21 protein-coding genes are annotated in these 18,974 nt (G+C 70.7%); 6 read left to right on the forward strand and 15 right to left on the reverse strand.

Annotation, left to right across the window (positions count from 1 at the left end; translation table 11 throughout):
- The first annotated feature begins 19 nt into the window (after window positions 1–19).
- The gene (locus D7X30_RS36765) at window positions 20–1,096 is read left to right on the forward strand and encodes an SIS domain-containing protein (RefSeq protein WP_120567642.1); all 1,077 of its coding nucleotides are present in this window, start codon (window positions 20–22) and stop codon (window positions 1,094–1,096) included.
- Between the two features lie 12 nt (window positions 1,097–1,108).
- Here D7X30_RS36765 and D7X30_RS36770 read toward each other — a convergent pair whose 3' ends face one another.
- The 9 genes from D7X30_RS36770 to mutM all read right to left on the reverse strand — a co-directional run bounded on the left by D7X30_RS36770 (window position 1,109) and on the right by mutM (window position 9,830).
- Entirely contained in the window at window positions 1,109–2,491 is a 1,383-nt protein-coding gene (locus D7X30_RS36770) for a hypothetical protein (protein WP_120567643.1), read from the reverse strand.
- A complete protein-coding gene (gene folK, locus D7X30_RS36775) occupies window positions 2,488–3,027 on the reverse strand; it encodes a 2-amino-4-hydroxy-6-hydroxymethyldihydropteridine diphosphokinase (RefSeq protein ID WP_120567644.1) in 540 nt (179 codons plus the stop codon). Before folK ends, D7X30_RS36770 begins: the two co-directional genes overlap by 4 nt.
- Window positions 3,024–3,791: a fumarylacetoacetate hydrolase family protein gene (locus D7X30_RS36780; RefSeq protein WP_120567645.1), complete on the reverse strand. Its 768-nt coding sequence runs from the start codon at window positions 3,789–3,791 to the stop codon at window positions 3,024–3,026. The genes folK and D7X30_RS36780 overlap by 4 nt, the downstream gene beginning before the upstream one ends.
- Entirely contained in the window at window positions 3,788–4,606 is an 819-nt protein-coding gene (gene dapB, locus D7X30_RS36785; protein ID WP_120567646.1) for a 4-hydroxy-tetrahydrodipicolinate reductase, read from the reverse strand. Before dapB ends, D7X30_RS36780 begins: the two co-directional genes overlap by 4 nt.
- A 15-nt stretch (window positions 4,607–4,621) precedes the next feature.
- The gene (dapA, locus tag D7X30_RS36790) at window positions 4,622–5,509 is read right to left on the reverse strand and encodes a 4-hydroxy-tetrahydrodipicolinate synthase (protein ID WP_120567647.1); all 888 of its coding nucleotides are present in this window, start codon (window positions 5,507–5,509) and stop codon (window positions 4,622–4,624) included.
- Between the two features lie 16 nt (window positions 5,510–5,525).
- Complete coding sequence (lysA, locus tag D7X30_RS36795) at window positions 5,526–6,767, reverse strand: diaminopimelate decarboxylase (RefSeq protein ID WP_120567648.1); 1,242 nt, start codon at window positions 6,765–6,767, stop codon at window positions 5,526–5,528.
- Window positions 6,764–6,979: a hypothetical protein gene (locus D7X30_RS36800; RefSeq protein WP_120567649.1), complete on the reverse strand. Its 216-nt coding sequence runs from the start codon at window positions 6,977–6,979 to the stop codon at window positions 6,764–6,766. Before D7X30_RS36800 ends, lysA begins: the two co-directional genes overlap by 4 nt.
- A gap of 3 nt (window positions 6,980–6,982) precedes the next feature.
- On the reverse strand, window positions 6,983–8,848 hold the full coding sequence (locus D7X30_RS36805) for a TIGR04551 family protein (RefSeq protein WP_233592034.1): 1,866 nt from the start codon (window positions 8,846–8,848) through the stop codon (window positions 6,983–6,985).
- 79 nt (window positions 8,849–8,927) lie between these two features.
- Window positions 8,928–9,830: a bifunctional DNA-formamidopyrimidine glycosylase/DNA-(apurinic or apyrimidinic site) lyase gene (gene mutM / locus D7X30_RS36810; RefSeq protein ID WP_120567651.1), complete on the reverse strand. Its 903-nt coding sequence runs from the start codon at window positions 9,828–9,830 to the stop codon at window positions 8,928–8,930.
- 146 nt (window positions 9,831–9,976) lie between these two features.
- Between mutM and D7X30_RS36815 the strand changes: the two genes are divergently transcribed.
- Window positions 9,977–10,801, forward strand: coding sequence for a M48 family metallopeptidase (locus D7X30_RS36815; protein ID WP_120567652.1), 825 nt, complete (start codon window positions 9,977–9,979; stop codon window positions 10,799–10,801).
- Between the two features lie 26 nt (window positions 10,802–10,827).
- On the opposite strand, the gene D7X30_RS36820 is transcribed toward D7X30_RS36815, so the two are convergent.
- Both D7X30_RS36820 and D7X30_RS36825 read right to left on the reverse strand, forming a co-directional pair.
- Complete coding sequence (locus tag D7X30_RS36820; RefSeq protein ID WP_120567653.1) at window positions 10,828–11,877, reverse strand: YihY/virulence factor BrkB family protein; 1,050 nt, start codon at window positions 11,875–11,877, stop codon at window positions 10,828–10,830.
- 107 nt (window positions 11,878–11,984) lie between these two features.
- Window positions 11,985–12,887: an MTAP family purine nucleoside phosphorylase gene (locus D7X30_RS36825; RefSeq protein WP_120567654.1), complete on the reverse strand. Its 903-nt coding sequence runs from the start codon at window positions 12,885–12,887 to the stop codon at window positions 11,985–11,987.
- A 95-nt stretch (window positions 12,888–12,982) separates the two neighbouring features.
- Here D7X30_RS36825 and D7X30_RS36830 point away from each other — a divergent pair, with 95 nt between their 5' ends.
- Window positions 12,983–13,798 carry a hypothetical protein gene (locus D7X30_RS36830; RefSeq protein ID WP_120567655.1) on the forward strand — a complete coding sequence of 272 codons (816 nt, stop codon included), beginning with the start codon at window positions 12,983–12,985 and terminating at the stop codon, window positions 13,796–13,798.
- A 70-nt stretch (window positions 13,799–13,868) separates the two neighbouring features.
- Here D7X30_RS36830 and D7X30_RS36835 read toward each other — a convergent pair whose 3' ends face one another.
- From D7X30_RS36835 to D7X30_RS36850, 4 genes are read right to left on the reverse strand one after another with little or no spacing between them, the layout of a single operon-like run.
- Window positions 13,869–14,750: an ATP-grasp domain-containing protein gene (locus tag D7X30_RS36835; RefSeq protein WP_233592035.1), complete on the reverse strand. Its 882-nt coding sequence runs from the start codon at window positions 14,748–14,750 to the stop codon at window positions 13,869–13,871.
- A gap of 12 nt (window positions 14,751–14,762) precedes the next feature.
- Window positions 14,763–15,689, reverse strand: coding sequence for a DMT family transporter (locus D7X30_RS36840; protein ID WP_370052011.1), 927 nt, complete (start codon window positions 15,687–15,689; stop codon window positions 14,763–14,765).
- Window positions 15,686–16,711: a tRNA epoxyqueuosine(34) reductase QueG gene (queG, locus tag D7X30_RS36845; RefSeq protein ID WP_014399274.1), complete on the reverse strand. Its 1,026-nt coding sequence runs from the start codon at window positions 16,709–16,711 to the stop codon at window positions 15,686–15,688. The genes D7X30_RS36840 and queG overlap by 4 nt, the downstream gene beginning before the upstream one ends.
- 3 nt (window positions 16,712–16,714) lie before the next feature.
- The gene (locus tag D7X30_RS36850; RefSeq protein WP_120567657.1) at window positions 16,715–17,275 is read right to left on the reverse strand and encodes a cob(I)yrinic acid a,c-diamide adenosyltransferase; all 561 of its coding nucleotides are present in this window, start codon (window positions 17,273–17,275) and stop codon (window positions 16,715–16,717) included.
- 103 nt (window positions 17,276–17,378) lie between these two features.
- On the opposite strand from D7X30_RS36850, the gene D7X30_RS36855 reads away from it, so the two are divergent.
- The 3 genes from D7X30_RS36855 (at window position 17,379) to D7X30_RS36865 (ending at window position 18,946) form a co-directional block, all read left to right on the forward strand.
- A complete protein-coding gene (locus tag D7X30_RS36855) occupies window positions 17,379–18,173 on the forward strand; it encodes a thymidylate synthase (RefSeq protein ID WP_120567658.1) in 795 nt (264 codons plus the stop codon).
- A complete protein-coding gene (locus D7X30_RS36860; protein ID WP_120567659.1) occupies window positions 18,170–18,655 on the forward strand; it encodes a dihydrofolate reductase in 486 nt (161 codons plus the stop codon). The genes D7X30_RS36855 and D7X30_RS36860 overlap by 4 nt, the downstream gene beginning before the upstream one ends.
- 63 nt (window positions 18,656–18,718) lie before the next feature.
- Window positions 18,719–18,946, forward strand: coding sequence for a hypothetical protein (locus D7X30_RS36865; protein WP_120567660.1), 228 nt, complete (start codon window positions 18,719–18,721; stop codon window positions 18,944–18,946).
- Window positions 18,947–18,974 lie beyond the last annotated feature (28 nt).

Here is an 18,974-nt window from a genome sequence, read left to right on the forward strand (position 1 = left end):
GTAGAGGTAGCGCCCAGCCATGGCCCGCGCCCCCCGCTCCACCGCGAAGAAGCAGCCCCGCCTGCGCGCCCTCCCCGGCCGCGCGCCCTCCCCGGCCCCCGTGCGCGCGGAGTCCCGCAGTGCAGACGACGAGGCCGCGCTCACCTACGCGCGCGGCGTGCTGGAGGCGGAGGCCCGCGCCATCCTGGGTGTCACGGACCGGCTGGGGGACGCGTTCCTGCGCGCGCTGAAGCTCGTGCGCGACTGCCCGGGGCAGGTGGTGGTGACGGGCATGGGGAAGGCGGGCCACATCGGACAGAAGCTGTCCTCCACGCTGGCGTCCACCGGCATCCGCTCCGTGTTCCTCCACCCCGCGGAGGCCGTGCACGGTGACCTGGGCCGCGTGGGCTTGGGCGACGTCATCCTCGCGCTGTCCAACAGCGGCAGCACGGAGGAGCTCTTGCGCCTGCTGCCCCTCTTCAAGCGCATGGGCACGCCGGTGGTGGCGCTCACCGGAGACGCGGACAGCCCGCTGGCGAAGGGCGCGGAGGTGGTGCTGGACATCGGCCGGATTGAAGAGGCGTGCCCCATGGGCCTGGTCCCCACCGCGTCCACCGCCGCGCTGCACGCCGTGGGCGACGCGCTGGCGATGACGCTCTTGCGCTCACGCCCCTTCGGACGGGACGACTACGCGCTCTTGCACCCGGGCGGGAAGCTGGGGCGCTCCGTGCTGCGCGTCTTCGAATTGATGCGCACGGGCCCCGCGAACCCGCTGGTGCTGGACACCGCGCGGCTGTCCCTGGCGGTGGTGGTGATGACCAACACGCCGGGCCGGCCGGGCGCCGCGTGCGTGGTGGACCGCGACGGGAAGCTGGAGGGCATCTTCACGGACGGCGACCTGCGCCGGCTGGTGGAGAAGGGCCACACGAACTTCGAGGTGCCGGTGCGTGAGGTGATGGGCAAGCGCCCGCGCTGCATCACCCCGGACACGCTGGTGCTCACCGCCGCCACGCAGATGCGCGAGCTGAGGGTGGACCAGCTGCCCGTGGTGGACGTCGAGGGCCGCGCGGTGGGCCTGCTCGACGTCCAGGACCTGCTGGCGGCGAAGTTCGTCTAAGTAAGCCGAGGGCTACTGCGACAGCTTCGCCTGGAGCGCGGCCTTGTTGGGGTAGTTGGGCACGTCCTGGGCCAGCTTCTCCCAGAGGGCCTTGGCGCCCTTCGCGTCGCCCTTGGCGAGCAGCGTGTCGCCCAGCTTCTCCACCGCGCCCGCGTCGGACTCCAACGCCACGCTCCACACGCGCGCGCCCATGGGACGGCCCAGGCCCACCAGCGCCCAGGCCATGCCCGCCTTGGCGCGGCCGTTCTCCGGCTGGAAGGGCACCACGCGGGTGTAGTTGGCCAGGGCCTCCTGGTAGCGGCCGCGCGCCAGGTGCTCCTCGCCCTCCTCCACCAGCTTGGTGAGGCCCGCCTCCAGCTCCGGCGTGCGCTCCGTGTTCTTCACCGCGTCCACCATCTCCGGCGACAGCGGGCGCGGCGCGTCCGACGGCATCGCGGCGGCCTGCGCGGTGGACTGGGACAGGCGCACCTTGCGGTCCGCGGCGCGCGTGGCGAGCCACTTCTTCCGGCCGCCCGCCTTCGAAATCTCCGCGATGCGCACGCTCAGCTCGCGGGCCATGGGCGCGCGCTGGGATTGCGGGTACGCCGTCGCCAGCGCGTCGAAGCCCTGGCGCGCGGCCCCGAGCGCCTGGAGGTCCTCGCCCTGCGTCTCGAAGAGCAGCGCGGAGTGGGCGTAGAGCGCCTCCTCGTGGCGGGGCTCCACCTCCAGCACGCGCGCGTACGCCTTCAGCGCGTTGGCGGTGTCACCGCCCAGGTACAGCGCGTTGCCGCGCAGCGTGTCCACGTCCAGCGCGGGCACCAGCGCGGCCAGCGCGCACGCGGCGGCGCCGGCGGAGTCCCCGGACTTCGCGCGGGCCTGCGCCACGGCCTCCATGGAGTCCAGCGCCTGGCCCGGCGTGAAGCCGCAGTTGGCGGCCTCCGGGGTGGGGATGGCGGCCTTGCCCAGCTTCTTGCGGGACGCGAGGAACAGCGAGCGCACGCCGTCCGCCTTGGCCTGCGCCTGGCCCAGGTAGGCCAGCGCCTCCGCGTTGCGGCCGTTCATGTAATAGAGCCGGCCCAGCGACGAGGCGATCTCGAAGGTCTTCTCCCGCTCGCGCAGGCCCTCGGACGAGTCGAGCTGCTTCATCAGCTCCTCGGCGGAGGGCGGCAGCTTGTTCGTGTCCACCGTGGGGTGGCCCGACGGCAGCGGCGTGCCCGGCGCCACGGGAGAGCCCGCGGGCATCGTGGGGTGGCCGGGAGGCAACGCGCCGTTGGCGGCATTGGAGCCAGGGCCCGAGCCCGTGCCCATGGCGGGGGAGGCCTGGGTACCAGGGGGAATCGTGGGGTGGCCAGGAGGCAGGGAGGTGGGCTCGGCCGCGAGCAGCGCGGTCGTGGCCAGGACGAGGGACAGGCTCATAGTTCGTGGACGGGGAAACGGGCGCCCATGTCGGGCCAGAAGAGGGCCTCGCGCTTGCGGACGTCCTGGGGGGCGAGCTTCGCGAGCAGCTCCTGCACCGTCACGCCCAGCACTGGATGGCGGGCGTCGGGGGCCAGCTCCGCCAGGGGCTCCAGCGCGAAGCGGCGCTTGTGCAGTTCAAGGTGGGGCACCTGGAGGTTCGCGTCCGCGACGACGCAGTGGTCCTCCTCGTCCCACAGGAGGATGTCCAGGTCGATGGTGCGCGGGCCCCAGCGCTGCATCCGGCGGCGGCCCAGGTCCTGCTCGATCCGCTGGAGGATGCACAGCAGGCGCTGCGGCGTCAGGTCGCACTCCAGCGCCACCACGGCGTTGAGGAAGCGCGGCTGCGCGGGCCCCACCGGGGCCGTGTCATAGAGGGAGGAACAGCCCAGCACCGACACCGCGTCGATGCACGAAATCGCGGCGAGGGCGGCCACGAGGTGGGACTCGCGGTCGCCCTCGTTGGAACCCAGTCCTACATAGACGGTCGCACTCAAGGCTCCATCTCAACCGGGTTCACCAGGGTTCCGATTCCCTCCAGCTCCACCTCCACCGTGTCCCCGGCCTTCAGCGCGCCCACCCCGGACGGAGTGCCCGTGCTCACCAGGTCGCCGGGCAGCAGCGTCATGATGTGGGAGATGAAGGAGACCAGGCGGGCGGGGCTGAACACCATGTCGGACGTGCGGCCATCCTGGCGCACCTGTCCGTTCACCCGGCACACCACCCGCAGGTCCGCGGGGGACAGGCCCGTCACGGCCCAGGGGCCCGCGCAGGCGAAGGTGTCATAGCCCTTCGCGCGAGTGTGCTGGATTTCCTTGCGCTGGATGTCGCGCGCGGTGACGTCGTTGAAGCAGGTGAGGCCCCAGATGGCGCGCGCGGCGGTGGCCTCGTCGGCGTTCTTCAGGCGCTCACTGATGACGAGCGCCAGCTCCGCCTCGTAGTGGACCTCCTGGCTCGCCTTGGGGAGGCGGATGGGAGAGCCGGGGCCGTTGAGCGCGGTGGAGGGCTTGGTGAAGATGAGCGGCTCCGTGGGGATGGGCTTGCCCATCTCCTCCGCGTGCTTGCGGTAGTTCTGGCCAATACAGACGACCTTGGACGCGTCCGACGGCGTGAGCAGCGTGAGCCCCTGGAGCGAGCGGCGCAGGCCGGTCTCCTTGCCGCCGGCCCACGGCGCGGCGGTGAGCACCACCACCTCGTTGCCGTCGACGCGGCCGTAGCTGGCGCGGCCCTCGACCTGGAAGCGGCAGTAACGGGCGGTCATGTCTTCCCCTGGAGGCCGAGCACGTCGGCCATGTCATAGAGTCCCGGCGCGCGGCCCGCCACCCAGCGCGCGGCCCTCAGCGCACCTTGCGCGAACTGATCACGGTTCGTCGCGCGGTGGGTGAGCTCGATGCGCTCGCCCTCTCCGAAAAAGTAGACCGTGTGCTCGCCCACGACGTCCCCGCCGCGCAGCGCCTGCACGCCAATCTCACCCGGCGGGCGGGCCCCCGTCTGCCCCTCGCGCGCGAAGGTGAGGTCGTCCTTCGTGCGGCCCAGCGCGTCCACCAGCACCTCCGCCAGCTTGAGCGCGGTGCCGCTGGGCGCGTCCTTCTTCATGCGGTGGTGCGTCTCCAGCACCTCCACGTCGAACGATGGGCCCAGCACGCGCGCCAGCTCCGCCGCCATGCGGATGACCAGGTTCACGCCCACGGACATGTTGGGCGCCGCGACGATGGGAATGCGCTTCGCGTGCTCCTCCAACTGCGCACGCCCCTCCGGCGTGAAGCCCGTGGTGCCCACCACCAGCGCCACGCCGCGCTCGGCGCAGACGCGCGCGTGATGCAGCGTGGCCTCCGGGCCGGTGAAGTCCACGACGACGTCCGCCTTCGCGCCGTCCAGCGCGCGGCCCAGGTCGTCGTGAGCAATCACGTCCAGCGGCGCGCCCAGCCGGGCCACGAGCCCCGCGTCCTGCCCGGAGAGGGGATTGCCCGGGCGCACCGTGGCGCCCACCACCGGAAGGTCGCTGGCGGCCTTCGCCAGGCGCACCAGCGTGCTGCCCATGCGGCCGGAGATGCCGGTGATGACGGTGCGGGTCATGGCGCTCTTTTCCCTTCAGGCCTTCAGCAATCCCAGCCCGGACAGCTCGGCCTTGAGCTTCGCGGCGTTCGACTCGCCCATGGGCACGAGCGGCAGGCGGATTTCCGGACCGAACAGGCCCATCAGGTGCAGCGCCCACTTCACCGGGATGGGGTTGGACTCCACGAAGAGCAGCCGGTGCAGCGCGTTCATCCGCACCTGGAGGCCGCGCGCCTTCGCGATGTCGTTGCTCCGCGCCGCCGCCACCAGGTCCGCCATCATGCGGGGCGCGACGTTGGAGGACACGGAGATGACGCCCTTGCCGCCGCACGCGATGAAGGGCAGCACCGTGAAGTCGTCGCCGGACAGGAACGTCATCCGGTCGCCGCACTTCTCCACCAGGTCCACCGCGCGGATGAGGTTGCCCGTGGCCTCCTTCAGCGCCACGACCTCCGGGATGTCACACAGCTGGAGCACCGCCTCCGGCAGCAGGTCCACGCCCGTGCGGCCCGGCACGTTGTAGGCGATGAGCGGGAAGCCCGGGTGCGCCTTCGCGATGGCGCGGTAGTGCTCCACCAGGCCCGCCTGCGTGGGCTTGTTGTAGTAGGGCGTGACGATGAGCGCGCCGTCGGCGCCCACCTCGCGCGCGCGGCGCACGGACTCAATGGTTTCGCGCGTGCTGTTGCTGCCCGCGCCCGCCACCACCGGCACCCGGCCCTTCACCTCGTCCACGACGACGGCGATGGCGCGCGCGCGCTCGTCCGCGTCCATGGTGACCGCTTCGCCGGTGGTGCCCATGGGCAGCAGCACGTTCGTGCCGCCGTCCAGCTGGTAGCGCACCAGGGCTCGGAAGGCGCCCTCGTCCAGCGCGCCGTCGTGGAACGGAGTAGCCAGCGCCGTCATGGAGCCTTCGAAGGTCTTCATGCCGGCGCTTATACGTTCAGGCCCGCTCACCGCGCCAGAGGTCCTCGACGCGCTCGCGCTCCCGCACGACACGCCAGGCCGCTCCGTCCACCAGCACCTCCGCCGGCCGGGGCCGCGAGTTGTAGGTGGAAGCCATGCTCATCCCGTAAGCCCCGGCGCTCATGAAGGCGTACAGGTCGTCCTGGCGCGGCAGCACCAGGGGGCGCGCCCGCGCGAGCACGTCCGTGGACTCACACACCGGCCCCACGACGTCCACCTCCACGTCCCGGCCGCGGCGCTTCACCACCGGCTGCAGGTCGTGGTGCGCTTCGTAGAGGGCCGGGCGCATCAGGTCGTTCATGCCCGCGTCCACCACCACGAAGGTGCGCGCTTCCGTGGGCTTCCGGTACAGCACGCGCGTGAGCAGCACCCCCGCGTTGCCCACGAGCGCCCGCCCCGGCTCCAAGAGCAGCGTGGCCCCGGTGCCTTCCGTCGCGTTCAGCACCGTGCGCGCGTACTCCTGGGGGCTGGGCGGCGTTTCATTCGAATAGGTGATGCCCAGCCCGCCGCCCACGTCCAGGTACTCCAGCGCGTGGCCCCGGGCCTTGAGCATGACGTAGAGGTCCGCCACCTTGCTGAGGGCGGCCTTCATGGGGGCGGTGCGCGTGAGCTGCGAGCCGATGTGGCAGTCCAGCCCCAGCGCCTTCAGCCCCTTCAGCTTCTTCGCCTTCGCGTAGAGGGCGACCGCCTCCTCGAAGGGCACGCCGAACTTGGACGTCTTCAGGCCGGTGGAGATGTAGCGGTGCGTGCGCGCGTCCACGTCCGGGTTCACACGCAGGGCGAACGGCGCGCGCTTGCCCAGCTTTCGCCCCACGGCATCCAGCGCCTCCAGCTCCTCCGCGCTCTCCACGTTGAAGAGCAAGAGGCCCTGGGACAGCGCCTGGGCCATCTCGTCCGGCGTCTTGCCCACGCCCGCGAACACCGTCCTGCCCGGTTCGCCGCCGGCCTGCTTCACGCGCGCCAGCTCGCCGCCGGACACGATGTCGAAGCCGCTGCCCAGCCTGGCGAAGAGGCCCAGGATGGCCAGGTTGGAGTTGGCCTTCACCGAGTAGCAGATGAGGTGCTTCTGCCCCTGGAACGCCTCCGTCACCGCCTGGAAGCGCTCCGTGAGCGCGGCGGTGGAGTAGACGTACGTGGGCGTGCCCACCGCGTCCGCGATGGCGGGCAGCGGCACCTGCTCGGCGTGCAGCACGCCCTTCTGGTGGTGGAAGACGCTCACTCGGGCAGCCCGGCGTCCAAGGTGGACGGAGGCACCGTGGGGCCCGAGGGCTCCACGGGTCCGCGCTGCTGCTGCTGCGCGGGCACCGTCTCCGCCGTGGGCGCGGGCAGCGGCGCCGGCCGGGGCGCGCGCGGGCTGCCCTTGATGCCGCACGCCACCAGCGCGAGCGTCAGGCTGGTGGCGGCGCACAGCCGCGGGAGGGAGGAGCGCATGGACTAGAACCGGATGGCCAGCATGCCGCGGATGGCGTGCGCGGTGCTGAGCTCCTGGCCCGGCAGGTTCAGGTCCTTCAGGCCGTCCAGGGGGAAGAGGATGCCGTAGTCGATGCCCGCCACGAAGCCGTCTTCCGTGATGTAGCGCGCGCCGATGTCCGCCTCCAGGCCCAGGCTCTTGCTGATGTAGGACGGCGTGGACTCCGCGTAGAACGCCTGCGAGTAGATGACGCTGCCGTAGACGTCGAAGCCCTCCGCGATGGAGTACTTGAGGCCCGGCTTCACGTAGAACGCGTCCGTGACGCCATTGAGGATGGACCGCCACAGGATGAGGTCCACGCGGTAGTCGCGGTTGAAGCGGAAGTTGCGGATGGCGTTGTCGCTGCAGCCGCCGTTGTCGCAGCGGTACTGACGGCCCTCCACGTCGCCCGGCGCGGTGTTGCCGTCCGAGCCCGTGCCCTGGCGGCCCGGGTAGTTGCCGAAGCCCGGCGCCTTGTCACCGGACGCGAAGCCCATCTCGATGCCCAGGTGCAGCTTGTTCTCGATGACGTGGAACTCCGTCTGGAGCACGCCGCCGAACTGCGCGATGCGCAGCGCCTGGGTGGTGGGGTCGTTGGCCGTGAGCGCGCGCCCGTCGATGGTGCCCAGCTGCGCGGCGAACTCCGCCTCGATGCGGAACTTCTTCTCCTCGTACTTGAACCACAGGTCCGGGATGTAGAGCGTGCCGCCGCGCGGGACGAACGTCGGCGTGGTGACGTAGATGGGGATGGAGGGGTTGGCGTCCTCGAACGGGACGCCCGTCTCCGTCAGGGTGGAGTACCGCTGCGTGCGGTAGGTGAAGTACAGGCCGTAGTTGAGGACGCCCTGGTTGTTGTCCAGCTTGGCCCTCTGCTGCTGGTCGGTGTCGCGCCGCGCGATGGCCAGCACCAGGCTGTGCGCGTCGTCGGACTGGGTGAGGTCCACCGGCTCGCCCAGGGTGTTGGCCTTCTCCGTGGACAGCCCCTCCGAGTTGAAGTCCAGCATGGGCGTCACGTACCAGCCGGCGAACGGCTCCGTGACGAACTGGATGCGGTCCACCGTGTCGCCGTAGTCGCAGTCCAGGCAGTTGCCGTCGTTGCGCAGCATGCCCAGGCCCCAGTGGCTGCCCATGCGGCCGAAGCGCAGGATGCCCACCGGCGTCGTCACCTCACCGTACGCGCGCCGCACGATGACGGAGTCCTTGAACGCGTTGACGGCGGAGTTGGACGGGGACTCGTTCTCCGAGAAGAGCGTGAAGTTGTTGCGCCCATCCCCGCTGTAGGCGCTGTCCGGGTTGGAGCCCAGGAGGACGTTGTCCAGCGCGTCCACCTGCGCCTTGATGCGCACGTCCTCGGAGATGTTGAAGGACGGGTCCAGGCGGAAGCGCATGTTGGCGCCCGCCTGGGTCTGCTCGGTGGCGGAGCGCGGCGAGCGCGTCCACAGCTGGCGGCCCAGGGGCGTGCCGGAGGGCAGCGGGGGCTTGCCCAGGTCGAACTTGTAGAAGAGCACGGGGCGCACGCGCAGGTAGCCGTCCAGCGTGAACAGCTCCAGCTTGCGCTTCTCCTCCGTCCACTCCTCCTGCCAGTCGTTGTTGGCCACGGCCTGGGTGGCCGTCTGGGCGCGGATGTCCTCGCGCAGCTCCTGACGCGTGGCCTCCAGGCGCTGCTCCAACTCCTCGCGACTGACGGAGCCTTCTGCGGTGGGGGCGGGGGAAACGGCGGCCGGAGCCGCGGGAGTCGCGGCGGGAGCCGACTCCTGGGGTGCCGAGGGCGTGCCACCATCAGGCACCGGCGTCTGCGCGGTGGCCGTGGACGAGGCGACGAGCAGCGCCGCCAGCAGGACGTGAGACATGGTCAACGGTCTCCGGGGCCGCGATATGACGCGGCCGGGTGTAAAGGGCGGGCGATTCAAGCCATGCCCCCCTGGGGTGTCAACGTCTACGGGATCGGGGTTTCGGGCCGGCAACGGCGGGAGCCGGCCCCTTCCCCGCCGCCGTCCCCTTCCGGGACGCGCGGACAGCAACCGTGGAGAGCGGCTGACATTTCGGACAGAAATGCGTGGTGCGCCCACCCTGGGTGAAGGACTTCACCGTCGTTCCACACTTCGAGCACGGCCCTTCCGCCCGCCCATAGACACGGAAGCGGTTCACGGAGCCTGCTTCCTCCAGATAGGTGATGTCCTCGCCCTCCTGCTCCTTGAAGGCGAAGTCGAACGCGGCGTGGATGGCCCTGGCCAGGTGCTTCCAGTCATCCGGAGTGAGGGTGCCGGGCTTGCGCGCCGGGTGGAGCCCCGCGCGGAAGAGTGCCTCCGCGGCGTGGATGTTGCCCAGGCCGGCGACGCGGCCCTGGTCCATCAGCGCCACCTTCAAGTCCTGCTTGGAGTCCCCCACCGCCTCCTGGAGCTGGGGGCCGGTGAGCCCTTCGGTCAGGGGGTCGCGTCCCAGGGCCTTCACCGCGGGCAGCTCCCATAGCACCTTCGCGGGCACGGGCTCCATGCGGCCGAAGAGGCGTGGATCACTGAAGTGGACCACGTGGCCGTCCTCCAGGTGGAAGCGGGCGCGGCTGTGGGGGACGGGCTCGCCTTCCTTGCGGCGCACGAACTTGCCCGTCATGCCCAGGTGGGCCATCAGGCCGTGGCCGCCCTCCAGGGTGAGCAGCAGGTACTTCCCCTTGCGCTCCAGGGCCGTCACCCGCCCGGTGAGCCGGGTGAAGTGGGGCAGCTCCGCGCCCCGGAAGACGCGGGTCGCGTCCGCTTCCGCGCGCACGATGCGGTGGCCCTTGAACCAGCGCTCCAGGTTGCGCCGGGCGATCTCCACTTCCGGTAACTCAGGCATCTGAGCGCCGGGGCATACCACCGGACTGTCTCCGGCGCATGTCCCCCGGTGGATGGGGCGTGGGGAAGACGCTTGCCCGGGACATGGGGGTGTGGCTACGACGGGCCGAGAAAGCCTCCAACCCCTACTCGAAGGACGACTCGCCCATGCAACGGATGGTCACCGCACTGCTGACCCTCACCCTGGCCTCGGGCCTCTCCACGGGCTGCACCAAGCAGCGCGTGGGCGCGGAGAAGGCGATTGCCAGTGTCCTCATCTCCGACGAGCAGGAGAACCAGCTCGGCCTCCAGGTGAAGAAGGAGCTCGAGACGAAGGAGAACATCAAGTACGTGGAGGACCCGGAGGTGCTGGCGTACGTCCGGAGCATCTCCCAGCCCATCCTCGCGCAGGCCAACAAGGACCGCTCCGGGGTGAAGTGGAAGGTCAACGTCATCAACGACCCGAAGACGGTCAACGCCTTCGCCACGCCGGGCGGCTTCCTCTACGTGTACACGGGCCTCTTGCTCGCGGCGGACACGGAGGCGGAGCTCGCGGGCGTGATGGCGCACGAGGCAGGCCACGTGGTGGGCCGGCACTCCGCGCGCGCCATGGTGAACGCCTACGGCCTGCAGGCCATCACCCAGGTGGCGCTGGGCCAGAACCCGGGCACCGCCGCGCAGATCGCCGCGCAGCTGGCGGGCGGCGGGCTGCAGCTGGCGCACGGCCGCGGCGAGGAGACGGAAGCGGACGAGTACGGCGCGAAGTACGCCTCCGCCTCGGGCTTCGACCCGAACGGCCTCATCACCTTCTTCCAGAAGCTGCAGAAGGAGCAGGGCTCCACGCCGGGCGTGCTCAAGTGGCTGTCCACGCACCCCACCAACGAGGACCGCATCGCGCACCTGCGGAAGATCATCGCGCAGCAGGGGCTCAAGGGCGACCGCAACACCGCGGGTGGGCTGACGGCCATCCAGGCGAAGCTGCCCAAGCAGTAGTCACCCCTTCGGGTTCCCCGGCGCTTTCAGTGCACGGACGGGTTGTCGCTCCCGTCCGGCACCAGGCCCGGGGGCTCCGGATCCTTGCCTTCCGCCACGCGGCGCTTGCGCCTGAACAGCGCGAGCCGCGTCTTCCGGGCGCTGGCGGCGCTCTTGGCCGCGCCGGGCGTCTTGAGGGGCGGCTCCAGGGGCGCGGGCTGGCCGAAGTCCCGCGCGCCCTTGGCCTTCCCCTGCGCGGAGGCGTGTTCGAGGATGGCGTTGAGCTCCCCTCCGAGGATGAAGATGAGCCCGGAGATGTAGAGCCACAGCAGCAGCACCACCACGCCACCGATGGAGCCGTAGGTGACGTCGTACTTGCCGAAGTGCTCCACGTACTGGGTGAAGCCCCAGGTGCTGCCCAGCCACGCCAGCGTGCCAATCACGGAGCCCGGGGTGATGTACTTGAAGCGCTGCTTCACGTCCGGCAGCAGGTAGTAGCAGAGCGACAGCATCAGCATCACCAGCGCCGCGGTGAAGGGCCAGCGCAGCCAGGACCAGACGAGGTGGAACTCGTCGATGAGCGCCAGCTTGTCCGCCACCCACGCCCCCATGCGCCCGCCCAACAGCAGGATGGCGAAGGACAGCGGGATCAGCAGGCCGCCCATCAGCGTCACCAGCAGCGCCAGTCCCTGCGTCTTCCAGTAGGGCCGGGACTCCGACACGTCGTAGGCCATGTTGAGCGCCTTGCGCAGGGCATCCACGCCGCGCGACGCGGTCCACAGCGCCACGACGAGACCCACGGTGAGCAGCCGGGGGCGCGTCTCCCCGACGATGGAGGTCAGGTGCTGGCTCACCACACCCAGCGCGTCGCCGGGCACCAGCGGGCGGATGCGCTCCATCATCGCGTCCACGGCGCCGGGCGCGAACGGCATGTACGCCACCAGCGTGACGAGGAAGAACAGGAAGGGGAACAGGGAGAAGATGAAGTAGTAGGACAGCTGCGCCGCCACGTCGGTGACGGTGTCCTCTTCAATCTCCTTCCAGAAGCGACGCGCGAACTCCCTCCACGTCAGGTACTTGAGCCGTGGCAGCCCCATGTGGTTCCCCCTCCGGGTCTGTGGGGAGCCAATGTGTGGACGGCCCGGCCATTCGGCAGCAGGCGGCCAGCCGGGCGCTCGCGGTGGGACGTGCCGGGTGTTGAACGCTAGACGAGCCCGGAGGGCAGGTAGCGGCCCAGCAGCGGGCGCAGGCGGCTCTTCACGTCGGCGGGGATGCGGGTGCGGTCGGTGAAGATGGCCAGCGCGAGCGCGCTGGCGCAGCGGCAGGTGGTGGGCGTGCTCGCGATGCGGGGCAGCGCGCGGCGCAGGAGCGCGGCGCCGTGGGCGGTGACGGCGTCCAGCCGCTGGGTGAACTGCGGCAGGAGCGCTTCGGGTTCCTGGCCCGCGGGCTGCGAGCGCCAGGAGTCATGGTCGGTGGGCAGCGCGATGAGCGCGTAGTGCAGCTCCGCCTCGCGGGCGAGCCGCGCCTCCGGCATGGCGGTGAGCCCCACCAGGTCCCCGCCCCACGTGCGGTACAGCTGGCTCTCCGCCTGGGTGCTCAAGGAGGGGCCCTCGATGCAGACGTAGGTGGCGGAGGGGTGCACCACGGTGTCGCTCGCCGTGTCGCTCTTGGGGGCCGCGTCGGTGAGCGTCTGGCGCAGGGTGGCGCAGAAGGGCTGGGCCAGCTCCACGTGCACGGCGACGTCGTCGTAGAAGGTGCAGGGGCGGCGGTAGGTCCGGTCGATGACCTGATCCGGCAGGGCCAGGTGCAGCGGCTGGATGGCGTCACGCAGGCTGCCCACGGTGCCGGTGGCGATGACGTGGGTGACGCCGAGCGACTTCAGGGCGAAGAGGTTGGCGCGGTACGGGGCGCGGGTGGCGTTGTGGACGTGGCCCTGGCCGTGGCGGAAGACGAAGACGATGGGGACGCCGTCCAGCTCCGTGGCGATGAGTGGGGCGCTGTGGGGCCCGAAGGGCGTCTCCACGGAGAGGTGTTCGCCGCGCCCCTGGAGTCCCAGGGCCTGGTAGAGGGCCTGGCCCCCGATGATGCCCACCTTGACCGCCGCCATGCGTCTCCTCTCGCCCGGTCGCCGGGCGTAGGCCTGACGATATCGCGGGGGGCTCGCCCAGGAAGCGCGGAAGACTGGTAGCTTTCACATTTGCCATGCGTCTTCTTCCGCGCCTCGTCGTCCTCAGCGTCCTGTTTGGAACCCCTGCCCTGGCCGGTCCCGTCCCGCCCGGTTGCGAGGAGGACGCCACCACGTGCAAGGAGGACTGCACCATCGAGTACGGCGGCAACGGCGCAGCCCTCAAGAAGCTGACGCGCTGTTTCGACGGCTGCCTGCAGACGCGCAGCCAGTGCACCCGCCAGTTCAACGCGGTGAACAACCGGGCGCCGGACGCACCGGAGGCCGCGCCCGAGCGCCGGGGGAGCAAGACGGAAGCGGCCAAGCTGCGCGAAATCCAGGAGAAGGACCGCCGCCGCGACGAGGACCCGTTCGGCGACGACGAGGACAAGCAGCCGCGCGCGAGGCCGGTGCGCGACTCCTACGATGATCCGCCGGAGCCGCCCCCGGAGCGCACGGGCTACCGCGCGTCGGACGAGAAGCCCGCGAGGAACAACGGGAGGCAGCAGGCGGCCGTCCCGGCGAAGGCCCGGGAGCCCGCGCGCACGCCGCCCCCGCCCTCTCCCGCCGTGGCGCCAGAGCCGGAGCCCCAGCGCTCGGAGACGCCGGACATCGAGGCCTTCGCGGAGCCGCCGCCCCGCGCGGATCCGCCCCCGCGCAAGCCCGAGCCGAAGCCGGTGATGGCCGAGCCCGCGCAGCCGAGCCGCTCGGATGACGATGACCTGCCGGCCCCGCCGCCTCCGCCGGTGGCGAAGAAGGAGCCGCCGCCCCGCATCAAGGAGCCGCCGCGTCCCGTCATTCCGGTGGAGCCCGCCCGGAAGGACATCTCCGAGTGGGACCCCAACGGCGACTGACGCCGTCTCCCGCACAGCAAGCAGCCACAAGCCCTCCGCGAGGCAGCCTGCCTTCGGAGGGCTTCTTTCTTCAGCCCGCGCGCTCGCGCTCCAGGTCCAGAACGCGCTGCCAGAGCGCGAAGGGTGACACGCCCACGTAGCCGCTCTCCTGGCCGTCATTGCACTCGATGACGATCCACCGGCCGGACACCTCCTGGGCCACGTCGACGACGAGGAACGGGAGCGCGACCCGGCGCGCCGCTTCGCCCGCGAGCGCCAGCGCGTCCCGCTCTTCTCCGGGCGTCAGCGCGTACGGCGTCCCCTGCCACCAGTAGGGACCGAAGCCCACCAACTGCTGCCGCCACCAGAACGTGCGGAACTCGAACGAGCGGGGCAGCGCGTCCGCGCCCTGCGTGTCGTCCACGCGCCGCAAGGGCCGCAGCTCTCGGCACACCACCTGCTGCCAGTGCAGGATGTCGTCCTGCGCATAGGCGTCCATCGCATGACGGAAGGCCTCCGGGCCCTCGATGATGGAGAGGGACCTGCGATGGCGGCTCGTCTGCCGCGCGCCCTTGAGGAACACCGGCCAGCCCAGCTGCGCCTCCACCGTGCGTGCATCCGGAGGCGTGTCGAACCAGAGGCTCCGGGGCGTCAGGTCCTCCAGCAGCGGATACCAGTGCGGCAGCTCCGTCGCGAGCAGGTGCTGCTCCGGTGAATGCACCAGCCGCACTCCCTGCGCCTCCAGCTCGCGGTAGCGCTCCGCGTAGTCGGGCCACGCGCCCGCGCGCGCGACGACTTCGAGGGACTCATCGGGCAGCACGTACGGCCGGCGGCACGCGAAGAACCGGTCGAAGGCGAAGTCATAGACGCCCTTCCCTGTCGCCGCGGTGAGCAGCCACAGGCGGTCCTCGACCTTCAGCAGATCCTCTCCGGGACGCAGCATGGACGGCAGCGTGCGTCCGCCGCCCTTCACGGGTCAACGCCTTCAGCCCGCGCGCACCACCACCGGCGCGGCCTTCACCGGCGCGCTCTGTGTCAACCGCACGCCCACGAGCACCAGCGCGCCACCCAGCGCCAGCTCCCAGTGCAGCCCTTCATCCAGGAAGAGCCACGCGACGAGCGCCGTCACCGCCGGTTGCAGGTTGGAGAAGATGGCCACGCGCGACGCGGGCACCTTGGACAGCGCATAGGACCAGAGCAGGTACGCCACCACCGACATCATCAGCCCCACGTACACGATGGAGGCCTTCGCCGCGGCGCTGGAGGCCCACACCGCCGCGGGCTCCAGCACGAACGGGGCGAGCGGCAACAGCAACACCGTGGCGACCGTCGTCGTCCAGGCCGTCGCGCGCAGCGGTCCATGCTCGGTGGCCAGGGGCTTGCCCTCCGTCGTGTAGACCACCCACGCCACCACCGCCGCGAGGATGAGCAGGTCCCCCACCAGCGTGCCCCGCGCGCTCGCGAGCCCCCGGCCCAGCAGCAGCACCACCACTCCCACCAACGCCGTGAGGATGGCCGCAGTCGTCCGCGTGGACGCCCGCTCCCGGCCCAGCACCAGGCTGGCCACGTACACGCCCAGCGGCGTGAGCGCGTAGAACAGCGCCGCGTGCGCCGCCGTGGAGCGCGACAGGCCGGAGAAGAACAGCATCTGGTTCACCGGCCCGCCCATCAGCCCCAACAGCGCGATGCGCGGCCACGCATGGCGCGGCGGCAGCTTGGGCCCTGGCGTCACCGCGAGCAGCGTCACGAACGCGACGCCGCAGATGAGGAAGCGCCACAGCACCACCGTGAACGGCGACAGCTCCGTCATCGCCCGCTTGGCGGCCAGGTACGAGCCCGCGCTGATCAGCACCTGCACCGTCAGCGCCGCGTACACCCGCCCGAGCGGCGGCGGCGCGGCGGACGGCGTCACGGCTCCAGTTGTAGAAGCGCCCATCGTGCGGCGCTGCGTACCAGCTCGCTGTCGTCGCCGCTGAGTTTTTCGAGCAGCGGTCGGGCGTGGGCCTGCCGTGCGACGCCCAGTGCGTAGACAGCGTTGCGCCTCAAACCGTCGTACCGCGCGCGCGCCAGCGCCGTGCCCGGGATGAGCTCCTTGTATTGCTCGGGGGTCAGCGCCGCCAGCTCCAGCGTGCCCAGCGACGCCACCGCGCGGGGCATGAAGCGCTCGTCGTCCGCGAACACCGGCTTGCGGTTCAGCGGGCACACCTGCTGGCAGATGTCGCAGCCGAAGATGAGGTTGTCGAACTTGAGCCGGAACGCCTCCGGCACGTCACGGTCACGGTTTTCAATCGTCTGGTACGACAGGCACGCGCGCGCATCCACCTGCCGGTTGCCCACCAGCGCGCCCGTGGGACACGCCATGAGACACCGCCGGCAGGAGCCGCAGCGGTCCGCCACCGGTCCGTCCGGGTACGCGTCCACCTCCGCGTCCAGGATGAGCGTGGCCAGCAGCACCCACGAGCCGTGTGACTCCGTGATGAGGCAGCCGTTCTTGCCCACGTAGCCCAGGCCCCCGCGAGCGGCCCAGACCTTCTCCATCATGGGACCGCTGTCCACGCCGCCGTAGGTGCCCAGCCCCGGGTACCAGGCGTTGATGGTCTTGCGGAACGCCTTCATCCGGTCGCGCAGCGTGGAGTGGTAGTCGCGGCCCCTCGCGTACCGCGCGATGGGTGAGCCCTGTGACGGCTCATCATCACGCCAGTAGTTGTTCGCGAAGGACAGCACCGTGCGCGCGCCCGGAAGGAGCACCGACACGTCGAGCCGCTCCTCCGCGCGCGACCCCATCCAGTCCATGTCCGCGTCGTAGCCGGCCTCCAGCCACGACATCAGCGACGACGGCGGAATGGGCTCCGCGCGCGCGAAGCCGATGAGGTCGAAGCCCACGTCCTGGGCGAGCTGCCGGAGCCGGGCAGTGGGCAGTTGTGTCGCGTACACGGCTTACTTCGTCGGTTTCTCGGGGATCCACTTCACGTCCGGCAGACCGGCGCGGAAGTTCACCAGCCGGGCTACCACGAAGAGCAGGTCCGACAGGCGGTTCAAATACATGGCCACGGCGGGCGGGGCCTTGTCCTCGCGAAGCAGCGTCACCACCCGGCGCTCGGCGCGGCGGCACACCGTGCGGGACAGGTGCAGCGCCGCGGCCGCTTGCGAGCCGCCCGGGAGGATGAAGTGCGTCATCTTCGGCAGCTCCTCCTCGTAGCGGTCGATGTGGCGCTCCATCTCCTCCACCCACTCCGGGCGCAGCTCCGGGATGTGGGCCGCCGCCTTGGTGTGCGGAGGCGTGGCCAGCACCGCGCCCACCGTGAAGAGCTGGTCCTGGATGCGCTGGAGGAAGTGCTCCAGGTCCGCCGGCAGCGGGAACGTGCGGGCGAGGCCCAGCGTGGCGTTGAGCTCGTCCACCTCGCCGTAGGCGTCCACCAGCGCGTCGTCCTTCGCCACGCGGCCGCCGCCGAAGAGGCCCGTCTCTCCCGCATCGCCGGTCTTCGTGTAGATCTTCATGGCAGCCCTTGTTTAACGATGCGACACGGCGACGCCGTGCGCGGGTGGACAGGGGCCGATATTTTGCTCGCCTGCCCGACCCCACCTAGGGAAAAAGGGCCCCATGCAGCCTTACCTGAGTCTGATGGAGCACGTCCTGAAGCACGGGACGAAGAAGGGCGACCGGACCGGCACGGGGACGCTGAGCCTCTTTGGCCATCAGCTCCGCTTCGACCTCACCCAGGGCTTCCCCCTGGTGACAACGAAGAAGCTCCACCTGAAGTCCATCATCCACGAGCTCCTGTGGATGCTCCGGGGCGACTCCAACGTGCGCTCGCTCCAGGAGGTGGGGGTCACCATCTGGGACGAGTGGGCCAATGCGGACGGCAGCCTGGGCCCCGTCTACGGCCACCAGTGGCGCTCCTGGAACACGCCGGACGGCGGCCATGTGGATCAGATGCAGCAGTTGGTGGACGGGCTGAAGAAGAACCCGGACTCACGCCGGCACCTGGTGAGCGCGTGGAACGTGGCGGACGTGCCCTCCATGAAGCTGCCGCCCTGCCACGTGATGTTCCAGTTCTACGTGGCCGACGGGAAGCTCTCCTGCCAGCTCTACCAGCGCAGCGCGGACATCTTCCTGGGGCTGCCCTTCAACATCGCGTCGTACTCGCTGCTCACGATGATGGTGGCGCAGGCCACGGGCCTCACCGCGCACGAGTTCATCCACACCATCGGTGACGCGCACCTGTACCTCAACCACGTGGAGCAGGCGCAGGAGCAGCTCAAGCGCGAACCGCGCCCCCTGCCGCGCATGCGCCTGAACCCGGACGTGAAGGACCTGTTCGCCTTCCGCTACGAGGACTTCACGCTGGAAGGCTACGACCCGCACCCCGCCATCAAGGCGCCCGTGGCCGTATGAGCCCGCGCGTCTCCGCCATCGTCGCCATGGCGGCGAACCGCGTCATCGGCCAGGGCAACACCCTGCCCTGGCGCCTGCCGCCGGACCTGGCGCGCTTCAAGCGCCTCACCCTGGGCCACACCCTGGTCATGGGTCGCAAGACGTACGACTCCATCGGGAGGCCCCTGCCCGGCCGCACCACCGTGGTGCTCACCCGCCAGCGAGACTGGGCCGCCCCGGAAGGCGTCCGCGTGGCCCACACCGTGGACGACGCCCTGCGACAAGCCGGCGACAGCCAGGTCTTCATCGCGGGCGGCGCGGACGTCTATGCGCAGACACAAGCGCTGTGGCACCGGCTCTACCTCACCCGCCTCGAGCGGGATTTCCCCGGCGACGCGTTCTTCCCGTCCGTGGACCTGACCGGATGGAGGTTGGTGGAGGAGGAACGGCACCCGGAGGGTGACCTGCCCTTCGGTTTCTTCACCTACGAGCGTCAGGGCTAGCCCTTATTCCTAGCGTTTCCTGGACGACTTATCGTGCGGGTTCCTCTCACCGAAGGAGCGTGCATGCGTCGCCGTCTGATTCGTGGACTGGGGCTGTTCGCGGTGCTGGGCTTGGCGGCCTGTGGCGGGCCCATCGAGGAGGGCACGGCCGCGGAGCTGGGCTCGCAGGAGCAGGAGCTGCGCATCTGCCCGGATACCGGCGTCTGTCCCGCCGGCGAGTCCTGCTACTACGGCCCGGGTGGCCCCTGCTATCCGTGCCGGACGTACCCGCAGTACTGCGACCTCAACTAGCGCTGAGTCATCCCCGGGAACACCCCGG

It is taken from the genome of Corallococcus sp. AB011P, assembly GCF_003611605.1.
In the GTDB taxonomy this organism is placed as follows: Bacteria; Myxococcota; Myxococcia; order Myxococcales; family Myxococcaceae; genus Corallococcus; species Corallococcus coralloides.